This window comes from Providencia sp. UF-183, from assembly GCF_058246155.1.
Genome location: NZ_JBSICD010000040.1, coordinates 1 through 10,897, shown reverse-complemented (window position 1 = coordinate 10,897; position 10,897 = coordinate 1). Strand labels below are relative to the sequence as shown.

Sequence of the window (10,897 nt, the reverse complement as noted above, 5' to 3'; positions counted from 1 at the left end):
TTAATTCCATCCATTTTAACGTTAATGACACGCTATAGGGGGAGCGGCTAATGAGGCAATTTGGATTGCTTAGCGTAGAACTCTATCCTATCCCTAAATGGATGGCCTCTCTGAAGCTGAGCGAACCGTCATTATCGGCAGTACTTTCGCCAGATTTGGTCAAATTGCTCGGGGTTAAATATCTCTTCATATCCCTCAATGAGCGGGATGGAAACATCAATACGTTCCTGCTTTTTTTCATAGGTTTTTACGATAAATCGCTTAAATCCACTGGGCTCAATATGTCCATCAAAACGATAAACTTCCCCGCAGGCATAATATAATTTTCCCCCATCGGCGGTATTCTGATAAAAAAAGGGGACAATATTGCGAAATTGAGCAGCTGTAGGGTATTCTAGGGTATCGCTCACATTTTTCTTAATAGCCGTCATTAAATCCAATTTCTCAGTACGGGTGAATGTTAATGCCAAAATAAATATCCCCCCGATAACTAAGACAAAGGTAGAAATTTTCAAGAGTAAAGACATATCAGCAGACTCATGGCAAAGTTATTTATTTAAACTATACCGAGAAACATGAAAGACACGCAAACACGAGCTCGGTATTTTTGGGTAGAAACGTCTCCCGTCATCGTCCCTGACCCACATTGAAAATGTAGGTCAGAGAACGTGTGTAGTTAGAAGGTGTATCGGTACAATAGGGTCATGCTCATCCTCTCTCGTTTGCCAGTATAGCCTTGGATACCCATATTGAATTAATTATCCTTATTGTCAAACGGCGTGAGTCTAATCCCAGCGTTGATAATCCCAGTGGCGCCTTGCTCATTTGGGGCCTCAATGTAAAAGCCGTGAATACGCGCGTTGGCTCGACTGTCAAATTCATATTCGTACGTGGCCGTAAGATTTAGACTCACGGTCTCACTGAGCTGGACTCGGGAGGATGTGACGGTGTTAAATCGCACCATATCGCCATCTACGTGGATACTATCAGCATCTAACGCTGTGTAAAGATAGCGAACGCTGCTCTCCAAGGTGGTGACGTCAGTCAGGGGAAAGTTCAATCTGACTCCTGCGTGGGCACCGCGATAACTGACCTTGTCTCCACCTCCGGTCACAATGTCATGAGACCGAAAATCGGTGTTTGCCCTCCCCCAATCGCAAGGAATAGTTGGCGTAAATTGTGCTATTGAGGCGAGGGATTTCATGACGTCCACTGGCAGCAACCCCGTAGTGCTGTGTGGTGCCATTCATCGATGGGGTTGTTATCGATGAAGCGGTTCTATCCGTCATCATATTGAAATAAGAGTTTTGCAGGTCTGGGAATATACATAAAGCAGTGTATAAAAGACGAGAAGGGTGTTGCCTAGAAATAGAGCGGCTTTGACCTACCGCGTGCTTAAACTATTTATCGTTGGTTTATCGAATATGCGCTGCACTGTTGCAAATAAAATAATAAAGTTGAATCTTTCTGCTCAATGTGGATTACAGACCGAAAACTCAGTCCCACTATTTTATGTGCAACAGTGCTCACAATAGTTATTACAATTTAACGCGATTACACACGGAAAATAATTATTTATCACCTGTGGTATATGAAAACGTCTTCAGAAAAGTGTCCTAATTTTGTTGAGCAAAACAACAAAATAAAGCAAAAAGTTGTATTTGCTGCTAGCACACAGTGAGGTCTATGAAGGTTTATTATCTTTAGAATTAAATATTTATTTTTTAATCATAATTGAGTTTTTTTGGTGTTTTTAACTGGCTTTAAATGATGGATTCAAGGTGGTAAGAGTGAGGTTGAATCTAATTAATTGTTTTTAAATGAATTTAAAAACTTAAACAACAATCAAATTGAGTAAAATAAACCTAATATACTGCCTTTGCTTTTTTTTGTGATATTTGCTTTTATTTTGATAGGCATTAAAGTTATTCTCATCGACTAGGCGACAAATTGTTTTATTTTGTTGTGTTTGTATTTACTCATGAGAGGGGGGTTAGTATGGGGGGGAGCGTGAAAATTGTTCTTACCTTAATAAGGATGTTAAGCAAGAAGACGATGTGCATCAGGAAGAGCTGATTCCAAAACAACACTTAAGTTTAGCTTTAGCCATTGGTCACCAAATTCACACTACACGTAAAATGAGATGTATGACGGGTAAGCTGCTGGGAGAGCTCTTGAATGTCTCGCAACAACAAGTTTCTCCGGTATGAGCGTGGTATTTGCCATATTGATGCCGTGGCTTTGGTGCCTTTATTGCGTATTTTAGATATGCCAATTGACCGTTTTTTTGTGGATGCGTCATTAAGATTAAAAGAAAATTTGTCGGCAACCTATGAAAAATACAATACGCTCTTTTTCCCAGTAGTGAATGCTTCTAATAATGATTATATTTTATATGAAGACGGTGGGTAAATTTATTTAACTCTTTTGTTTAAAGGGGTATTTCTGTTTATTCATCTTTAATACAAAGAAATAAAATTTATTGGTTTATTAATGATGGTTTTCTCCGTGAGATAACTAAGGGCACTTTTGTACCTATGTTGTGGTTTTTGTTTATTTTCATTGCTGAAAATAAACTGGTTTTAAATATCAACCGACATTGGAGAATGTATGTTTTTTAATGAATGAGCATCTCAGGGCGTTACTCTGCCTGCTTTTTATTATCACTTATTAATTATTCTTTCGTGTAGAGGAAACAGGAAACTATGAAAAAAATTATTTTTGCAACCTTGATTTCTGGCGCAATGAGTGTTTCAGCATTTGCAGTCGAGCCTAACCAAGGTCACGGCAAAGTGACTTTCAAAGGCGAAATCATCGATGCACCATGCTCAATTAGCTCAGAGTCCATTGACCAAACGGTTGACCTAGGCCAAATAGCGAACTCTGTGTTGGCGAACGGCGGCGCGTCTTCGCCAAAACAATTCACCATTGAATTAGAAGATTGTGTGTTTCCAGATAATGCAGGCGTGCAATACAACGACAAAGTGCAAATCACCTTCAGCGGTGCTAGCGCAGCCTTTAACTCGAAGCTACTGGGTGTGACCGGTCTGAACTCAGATGAAGGCTTAGTGGGTAACGTCGGTATCCAAATTACAGACACTAACGGCAACGCAATCGATATGGGCATTTCTACCTCACAATCTCACCAGCTGCAAGCAGGTAGTAACACCCTGCAATACAGTGCATTTATGCGTGGTAACAATGTTGCTGTCGATGCTATCCCTCTGGGGAAATTCGAAGGCGTGACTAATTTCACGTTAGCCTACAACTAATTTGGCGGTGAGGGGTAGCAGTACTATTTCTCACGTTTTTTCCACCAATAGTCGAGGCGCTTTGTGAAAGGATGGCAAAAACATAACGCACTGCTGTGTGTGCTTTTCGGAATACTGAGCGCGAGCGCATCCGTTTTTTCTGCCCCCTCTCAAGGGTGGGGAAAAGTCTCGATGTATGGGGAAATTGTCGACACCGCCTGTGCAATCGAAACCGAGTCTCGTGATCAGACGATTGACATGGGCGTTATTCCTCTGAGCGTGCTGAAACAATTTGGCAAAGCTCCACCAAAACCGTTCAACATTCAGTTAGTGGATTGCCGTTGGGAACGTTACCCCAGCAGCAAAGATGAATGGCAAATCTTTGAAATGACCTTTGATGGACCCGCGAACGGTGATTTTTTTACGGTGATGGGTGAAGCCAAAGGGGTGCAGTTGGCGATGCGTGATGACAAAGGGACGCCGGTGATTGCAGGAAAACCGCTACCTAAACAAGACATTGTTCCCGGTAAAATGACCTTGAATTACGAATTGCAACTGGTGACAAACAATCAGCGTTTACAAGCGGGATCTTATCAAACGCTTTTGCGTTTCAAAATTGATTATTACTGATTCTTTTGTGGTTTGGCGCTCATTTGCCTAGGGATATTTTTTTATGTCGCGTACTTATCACCAACCTTGTGCGGTCTATTTTGCTGTGATGGCAGCACTCATGCCTTATTCATCCCCGTTAATGGCGGCGGATGTAGTGCAATTCAACACTGAATTGTTGGATTTAAACGACAAAAAAAATATCGACTTAGGTCAATTTTCGCGTGCGGGTTACATCATGCCCGGCAGTTATCCGTTGAAAATTCAACTTAATCAGGAAACATTACCTGAACAAAAAGTGACGTTTTACCCGTCAGCCACCGATGCTAATGAGAGCCAAGCTTGCTTAACTGGTGACATTGTTAGCCAGTTGGGGTTAAAAGACGAGGTGATCAAAGATCTAACATGGTGGCATGACGGCAGTTGTGTGGACTTGGCTAGTATCCCGGGCACAGAAACCCGTGGAGACTTGTCGACATCGACCCTATACCTTAGCGTGCCACAAGCCTATTTAGAATACCGCACCGCCACGTGGGATCCTCCATCGTTATGGGATGAAGGGATCCCTGGTATCTTGCTGGACTATAACGTTACTGCACGAACTAACCGTCCACATAAAAAAGGCCACAATACCTATGCCCTAAATGGTAATGGCGTGGTGGGGGCGAATGCGGGCGCATGGCGTTTACGTGCGGACTGGCAGAGTCGTTTAAACCATGCGACTGGCTCGGGTGATCCAGTAAACACGGATTTCCAGTGGAGCCGGTTCTATGCCTATCGCGCAATCCCACAAATGCGTGCCAAACTGACGTTGGGGGAAGATTATCTTAACTCTGACCTGTTTGATAGCTTCCGCTTTACGGGCGGTAGCTTGCGCTCCGATTTGAACATGTTACCGCCAAACTTACGTGGCTATGCACCAGAGATTTCAGGAGTGGCGACTACAAATGCTACGGTGATTGTTAGCCAGCAAGGCCGCATTTTATATCAAACGCAAGTGGCAGCGGGCCCGTTCCGTATTCAAGACTTGAGTGATGCGACCAGCGGGGAACTGGATGTGCGCGTTGAAGAGCAAGACGGCACGGTGCAAGAGTTCCAAGTCGATACCGCCACCATTCCATATCTGACCCGCCCGGGGGCAGTGCGTTACAAACTATCATTGGGTAAACCGTCCACCTTCGAGCACCGTAGCAGTGGTGATGTGTTTGCCACGGGTGAGTTCTCGTGGGGTATTTCCAACGGGTGGTCAGTGTTTGGCGGCAGCCTCAATAGCCAAGACTACAATGCTTTCGCGGCCGGTATTGGGCGTGATTTATTAGCCTTCGGGGCAATTTCCTTTGATGTGACGCAGTCGATCGCACGTTTGCCAGGTGAAGATCGCTTGAGTGGCGGCTCGTATCGCGTCAACTATTCAAAACGTTTTGATGATTACGATAGCCAAGTGCAGTTTGCGGGATACCGCTTCTCCGAACGTGATTTTATGAGCATGTCGGATTATTTGACTGCCAAGGATAGTGGTGAACGTCGCGGTGGTAGCAAAGAAATGTACACTATCTCTTTGAATAAAAACTTCCGTGATATCGGATTATCAACTTATGTGAACTATAACCACCAAACCTATTGGGATCGTCCAGATAGCGACCGCTACAACGTGATGCTCACCAAAACGATAGATTTTGGTTCAGTGAAAAACGTTAACGTATCGTTGTCAGCCTATCGCAATGTGTATAACGAAACCTATGATGACGGTGCCTATTTGTCGCTATCAGTGCCGTGGGGTAACGGGGCAAATATCGGTTACTCGATTGCAACTAATAACAGTGAAACGACTAACCGTGCAACTTATTACGATCGCATTGATAACCAAACGTCGTATCAGTTCAGTGCGGGAAGTGCGCGCCAAGGCGGTACGGGCAGTGCCTATGTTACTCATCAAGGTAGCAATGCACGTTTAACCGCCAATGTGAGTTACACCTATAACGGTTACACCGCATTTGGCCTAGGGGCACAAGGTGGCTTTACCTTTACTCCTGAAGGTGTCGATATGCACCGCGTGTCTACGATGGGGGGAACACGTCTGTTGATTGATACCGATGGTATCAGTGATATCCCAATGAAAGGGCGCGGCGCAGTCGTAAACTCGAATGCCTTTGGTAAAGCGGTGGTACCTGATGTGAACAGTTACTACCGCAATAAAGTCAAAATTGATTTGAATAAACTACCGGATAACGCTGAAGTCACCGATTCGGTGGTACAAGCGACCTTAACGGAAGGGGCGATTGGCTACCGTAAGTTCGAAGTATTGTCAGGTCGTAAGATGATGGTCGCAGTGCGTTTAGCTGATGGTTCTTTCCCTCCATTTGGTGCGCAAATTCGCAATGAGCGTGGGCAGGACACTGGCATCATGAATGATAACGGCCAAGCGTATATCAGTGGGATCAACCCTAATGAAATCATGGTAGTACAGTGGGTTGGTGAGGATCAGTGTCAATTACAGTTCCCTGCACAATTTGACGCGCTTAGTGCCAATTTATTATTGCAGTGTGAGCCGATAACCTCGCGCCCGCCATCGTTTGACAAAGTGAAAGAATAATTAAGAGAGACAGCGAATGAAAATGAAAAGTCCAAAACGTTTATTGATGGCAACTGCATTGTTATCGGTCATGTATGCAGGCCAAGCGTGGTCAGCAATAGCGCTTGACCGCACCCGCGTGATTTTTAACGGTGAGCAAAAAAGCGTGTCGCTGACCATTAGTAACAAAAATTCACAGTTGCCATACTTGGCGCAAGGGTGGATTGAGAACGACAAAAGTCAAAAAGTGTCTTCCCCGTTTGTGGTGCTGCCGCCGGTACAGCGTTTAGAGCCCAGAAAAACTAGCCAAGTGCGCATTGAAGCGCTGCCAGAAGTTGCAACATTACCGCAAGACAGAGAAAGCTTATTTTATTTTAATTTGCGTGAAATTCCACCGAAAAGTGATAAACCAAACGTATTACAGTTGGCATTACAAAGCAAAATTAAATTATTTTACCGCCCGTCTGGGATTGCACTTAGTGACACGGAAAAAATGAATCAACCGTGGCAAGAGAAGCTGACGCTAACCAAGCAAGGCGACCAATATATTGCCAAAAATCCGACGCCATTTTACGTCACCATTATTGGTGCCGCGGCTACCGCTAATGCGCCTATCACCAAGCAATTTGATGCCGTAATGGTGGCTCCTTTTGGGGGGCATGCCTTAGGCGTGTCCAGTGCTCAATTGGGCAGTTCACCGGTGTTGACCTATATCAACGACTACGGCGGGCGTTTGAAACTACATTTTAAATGCCAGAGCAACCAATGTGCGGTTGTGCCTGAGAAGAAATAATAAGGAGCCGCATGATGGCGATATCAGCAAACTGTCATCAACATTACCGTTTGGGTTGGGTGAGCAGTCTATTGTTCCTCAGCTTATGGAGTAGTGTGGGGCAAGCATCTGATCGTAATGCTACTCTCTATCGTCCAGACGGCAATTGGAATGTTGAAGGTGCGAGTGGTCAGCTGTATGTGTTTGGTTCGCTGACAGAAAGCCCATGTCGAATTGCCATGGAATCAGTGTATCAATCGGTGGACATGGGCAATATTGAAACGGCAGATTTACAAAAAGTGGGGCAAACGGGGAAATCCGTACCGTTCCACATTGAATTGTTGGATTGCATTGAGACACCAACGGCACTGCGCGATATCAAAACGGGTAGTGTGGCGTGGAGTAGCGAGCAACCGGGTGTCAAAATGCGCTTTGTTGCACCTTCAGTGCCGTTTTACCCTCAGCTTGCGAAAGTAGTGGGCGCGCAAGGGTTTGGATTACAACTGAGTGATGAAGCAGGGCGGGAGATCCCGCTGGGTGAAAGCAGTGTTCCACGATTGTTATCACCGGGGCAAGATAGCTTAAGCTTTTTTATTACGCCAGTTCGAATCGCTAGCGACTTACAAGCCGGCGCTTACCGTGCATTGATTTCTTTTGAGTTGATGTATGACTAACGCTTATCACTCAGGAGGGGAGGGAGACTAAATATGAATATATTGTCTTCATATTATTTATCAGTGGGCGTGGGCATTCTTTTTTCTGTTATCAGTGGACTCTATGTACCCATCAGTGACGCCTCTGGCGATGTCTATGTGCATGGAACATTGATAGCCGAACCTTGTACTTTGATGCCCGGTGATGAAGAAATTGAAGTTGATTTCGCTACCATTGTGGATAAGTACTTGTATATCAATACACGCACCCACCCAGAGCCTTTTAGTATTCACCTTATTGACTGTGAAGTGGGGATTGGTGAAGGGGTAAGAGTGGGATTTATGGGGACTGAACATGCGACTTTACCCGGGCTTTTAGCCTTAGATACTGATAGCGTGGCAACACGTGTCGGTGTAGGTATTTTGGATAGAGCGGGCAAGTTGCTCCCAATTAACAGTGAGACACCGTTATATTTATTAGAAAATGGCAGCAATATCTTAAATTTTCAAGGTTATGTCGAAGCCGAGCTTGATGCCATAAAAAACAAGACAATTGGCTTAGGAACATTTAAAGCAACAGCTGTTTTTATATTAAATTATGATTAATTATTCATTTTGGGCGGAAGTATGAAAATTCTTACTTTATTTTTGCTGCTAATGTTTTCATTTAGCTCTCATGCGTTTATTTGCAGAAGTTTATATACAGGAGAGCAGTTTGAGGATGTTAATTTTGATATGACATTTGCAATTCCAATTGATTCAAATATTACAGAATTAGAGAATGTTTTTGCTAATGTGGGTGATTACCTACAGTGCCTTAATACATCACCAGGAACCTATGTTGATTATTTGGATATCAGACGTTTAGGTATAAAACTTGGTGACAAATTGAGTTCTCAAGGCTTTTCTGGTGGGGTTTATGTTAATAATAACAGGCATAATGCCCCTAATTTTTCGGAAATTAATGTCTTTAAGCTTTCGTCATCTCAAGGTTGGGTTCCTGTTGATATAGATATGTTTTATAAAACCCCATACCCTGTTGGACCATATTTAGTTATTGAGCCTGGTGATGTATTATTAGAGTTGAAACTAAATTTTCATAGTATGCCTGCTGCAGGTAATTACGATTATACATGGACGTTTGTAGCTGCCAATAGAGCAATATTAGCGACTGGCAGTTGTGTTATTAATGATGATAAACTCATTGATGTTGATTTTGGCGAAGTGAGTAAAACAGCAATTTCTACTGTAGGCTCACAAACACGCTATCAAATTGAAAAAGAATTGGAGTATGATTGTGATGACACTTCGTTAAATCAAAATATCAAGGTTTCATTAAGTGCTAATGAAGCTTCATTTTCAAACACTGCATTTGCAACAACAAAGCCTGGCTTAGGGGTTGAAATGTATCACGAAGGGCAGGTGGTTGCACCTTTCGAGGGGTTTAATTCTAATCTGCGTAATGGGGTCGGGCGCGATACTGTTACATTTACTTTAGTAAAAACACCTAATCCAGGACCAAGTGATTTACAAGAAGGTGATTTTCATGCAAATGCGTCATTAATTATTTCACAACCATAATTATATTTAAGCAATAAAATAAAATTGTTTAATTATCCAGCATGATAAATTGGATGGATAGTTGATCTTTGAGTAATGTTGTTATTCTGATGGTAAATTGGTTATTTTTATAAATAATCAAAGGGTTATTTGTTTTTAATAAGTAATTGTTGAAAATAGGGCTGGTCAATAAGCTAGCCGTTTATGGGTAAGGCATTTTACATTTAATATGTTATTTAAGGGGCCTTTATGGCAGTGTCGCCATCGCTTAAGTGTCATTTGACATTATTACTCAGTTTATCTAGTGCTCTTTACTTTATTCCAAAAGCACACAGTGAAACACAAAATAATAATCTAACGGGGTTACTTCAATTCGCTCTAGAATATGAAGTGCGCAAAGTTCAACAAGCAGATAATACCGTTGATGCCTTTTCAAAAACGGGTATACAATTACCCCAAATCAAAATAAAAATGATGCAACAACAATTGCAAGCTAGTCAGCGTCGTGAGCAGCAATACCGAGAACAACTTCAGCAGCAGCAAGCTGATATTCAGCGACTTAACAACAACCTACAATTATTGGCTCAAAAAAATAATACAGCCCCGTCCACAAATTCAGCCTCAGTAACCTTTACAGCAGATGTACTGAAAAAAAATGACCAATTACGCCAAGCTTATGCCACGGGTATCGCCATTGGTCAAGATGCACTCACCATTCATCAAGACAATCAATTCTACGGACAATCATTGGATAAACAGGCTTACCTTGCGGGGATCTCGGATGTCATCGAAGGACGCATGCAACTTTCACCCACCGAGCTACACACCGCGCTAATTGCCTCCGAAGCTTCTATAGAAAAGAATAAAGGTGAGCAAAAAACTCAGCAAGCGGCTTTGGCGAAACGTTTCTTAACTGATTGGAAAAAACAAAAAGAGGTGAAGTCAGACCCTATGGGCTATGACTACAAAATTAATTATCTAGGACAAGGCAAAATTCAAGATATCGATGTGATCAGCATTGTGGTCAAAGAATCGTTACTCGATGGCAGAGTAGTCAGTGATATGAATCTGCAAAATAAATCCCTGACCCTACCGCTTGATAATTACCCACCGCTGTTCCAATCAGCGATCCGACATTTACAAAACCACGGTGAGATCACCTTTGTGGTACCGCCTGAATTAGCCTATGGCGATGAAGGTTACCCACCATCGGTTCCACCAGGCGCTTCGTTGATTTACACATTGCGCATTGCCGATATTCAAAACGCCCTAGCACAATAAGACCAATCCAGTATAATGAAAAACTTTGGGATGCTCACGCCAAAGTCGTGCTTATATTCATGGTTAGGATCTATGACCACTCCCGTTTTTGCAATGCTGATACAAATAATATTGTTGGCTTGCATAAATCTATCCGGCGTCTTAATAGGCTTTTATGCCTGCGCCTCGATGAGTTCCGCACCTGATGAACCTTATAAAC

At 43.0% G+C, this 10,897-nt stretch carries 10 protein-coding genes; 9 read left to right on the top strand and 1 reads right to left on the bottom strand.

Annotated features, from left to right (window positions below; genetic code table 11):
• Positions 1-131: 131 nt before the first annotated feature.
• Positions 132-527 (bottom strand): hypothetical protein, encoded by a 396-nt coding sequence (locus tag AC4IFT_RS21855; protein WP_490752788.1) that lies wholly within the window; start codon positions 525-527, stop codon positions 132-134.
• Between the two features lie 1,651 nt (positions 528-2,178).
• Here AC4IFT_RS21855 and AC4IFT_RS21850 point away from each other — a divergent pair.
• From AC4IFT_RS21850 to AC4IFT_RS21810, 9 genes are all read left to right on the top strand, one after another.
• Positions 2,179-2,412 (top strand): hypothetical protein, encoded by a 234-nt coding sequence (locus AC4IFT_RS21850; RefSeq protein WP_490752787.1) that lies wholly within the window; start codon positions 2,179-2,181, stop codon positions 2,410-2,412.
• A gap of 293 nt (positions 2,413-2,705) precedes the next feature.
• Positions 2,706-3,272 (top strand): fimbrial protein, encoded by a 567-nt coding sequence (locus AC4IFT_RS21845; protein ID WP_490752785.1) that lies wholly within the window; start codon positions 2,706-2,708, stop codon positions 3,270-3,272.
• A 63-nt stretch (positions 3,273-3,335) separates the two neighbouring features.
• Entirely contained in the window at positions 3,336-3,881 is a 546-nt protein-coding gene (locus tag AC4IFT_RS21840) for a fimbrial protein (RefSeq protein ID WP_490752784.1), read from the top strand.
• A gap of 43 nt (positions 3,882-3,924) precedes the next feature.
• Entirely contained in the window at positions 3,925-6,453 is a 2,529-nt protein-coding gene (locus tag AC4IFT_RS21835; protein WP_490752782.1) for an outer membrane usher protein, read from the top strand.
• A 22-nt stretch (positions 6,454-6,475) separates the two neighbouring features.
• Entirely contained in the window at positions 6,476-7,225 is a 750-nt protein-coding gene (locus AC4IFT_RS21830; protein WP_490752789.1) for a fimbria/pilus periplasmic chaperone, read from the top strand.
• Between the two features lie 11 nt (positions 7,226-7,236).
• The gene (locus tag AC4IFT_RS21825) at positions 7,237-7,878 is read left to right on the top strand and encodes a fimbrial protein (RefSeq protein ID WP_490752781.1); all 642 of its coding nucleotides are present in this window, start codon (positions 7,237-7,239) and stop codon (positions 7,876-7,878) included.
• 33 nt (positions 7,879-7,911) lie between these two features.
• The gene (locus AC4IFT_RS21820) at positions 7,912-8,463 is read left to right on the top strand and encodes a fimbrial protein (RefSeq protein WP_490752780.1); all 552 of its coding nucleotides are present in this window, start codon (positions 7,912-7,914) and stop codon (positions 8,461-8,463) included.
• A gap of 21 nt (positions 8,464-8,484) precedes the next feature.
• Positions 8,485-9,438 (top strand): fimbrial protein, encoded by a 954-nt coding sequence (locus tag AC4IFT_RS21815; RefSeq protein WP_490752778.1) that lies wholly within the window; start codon positions 8,485-8,487, stop codon positions 9,436-9,438.
• A gap of 228 nt (positions 9,439-9,666) precedes the next feature.
• The gene (locus tag AC4IFT_RS21810) at positions 9,667-10,698 is read left to right on the top strand and encodes an FKBP-type peptidyl-prolyl cis-trans isomerase N-terminal domain-containing protein (RefSeq protein ID WP_490752777.1); all 1,032 of its coding nucleotides are present in this window, start codon (positions 9,667-9,669) and stop codon (positions 10,696-10,698) included.
• Positions 10,699-10,897 lie beyond the last annotated feature (199 nt).